Source organism: Staphylococcus sp. EG-SA-2 (genome assembly GCF_017152085.1).
The window spans coordinates 1-707 of sequence record NZ_JACYHC010001109.1; the positions used below are offsets into that span (position 1 = coordinate 1).

General features: G+C 34.2%; 1 protein-coding gene. It reads right to left on the bottom strand.

Features of this window, described 5'->3' with window-relative positions; translation table 11 throughout:
• Window positions 1-168: 168 nt before the first annotated feature.
• Window positions 169-707 (bottom strand): UTP--glucose-1-phosphate uridylyltransferase (locus IDG60_RS18465; RefSeq protein WP_206161041.1); only part of this gene is annotated, 539 nt, incomplete at its 5' end.

Genomic DNA, 707 nt, shown 5'->3' on the forward strand with positions numbered 1-707 from the left:
TAATACTTCTCAATTTAGTATAAATAAAAATACATAATTAACTTTCTTTTGTTTTTATATTATTTCAATACCCTACTATATATCACAACACATAAATTAAGCATGACACTCATTCAATTTAGTTCACCATTTCGTGTTCCAATTTTATTGAGTATCATGCTTTTAATATTATAAACCTAATGCTTTAATAAATCGTGTTAATTCTTCTCGCATACTGTCATCTTTCAACGCATATTCTATTGTTGTTTTGACAAATCCTAATTTTTCTCCAACGTCATAACGTTCGCCTTCGAAGTCATATGCATACACTTGATTATCATTGTTCATACGCTCAATCGCATCTGTTAACTGAATTTCGTTACCTGCGCCTTCTTTTTGCGTTTTTAAATAATCGAAAATTTCAGGCGTTAATACATATCGGCCCATAATAGCTAGGTTTGATGGTGCCGTACCTTGTGCTGGCTTTTCAACAAACTTTTTCACTTCATACTGACGTCCATTTTTAGTTAATGGATCAATAATTCCATAACGATGAGTATCTGCTTCCGGAACTTCTTGGACACCTATAACTGAGTGCCCCGTTTCTTCATAAACGTCAATCAACTGTTTCACTGCTGGCACTTCAGATTCAACAATATCGTCACCTAATAATACCGCAAATGGTTCATTGCCGATAAATTGACGCGCAGAACTAATCGCATGCCCTA